Source organism: Pseudomonas sp. AC463, assembly GCF_979253585.1.
Window position 1 is genome coordinate 1 of record NZ_CEEDDZ010000823.1, and the last position, 257, is coordinate 257.

Genomic DNA, 257 nt, shown 5'->3' on the forward strand with positions numbered 1-257 from the left:
CGCCACCCATCAGGTCGATCAGGCCCTGCACGTCCTGCATGACGGACCAGCTGTAATGGACCGAATTGCCTTCCGTGAAGGCGTCGCCCCATTTGTACGGATTGACCGGCGTCGACCACGAACCGTCCTGGTTGCGACCGCGCATCCAGCCACTCTCTGTGTCGAACAGCTTGCGGTAATTCTGCGCGCGACCCGCATAGAGCTTGGCGTCCTCGGTCTTGCCGAGCGCGGTGGCGAGGCGCGACAGCGAGAAATCG

General features: G+C 63.0%; 1 protein-coding gene. It reads right to left on the reverse strand.

Annotated elements, in window-relative coordinates; all coding sequences use genetic code 11:
* A partial coding sequence (locus tag AC0IYH_RS32525; protein WP_471838473.1) for a glycoside hydrolase domain-containing protein occupies nucleotides 1-257 on the reverse strand: 257 nt, incomplete at both ends.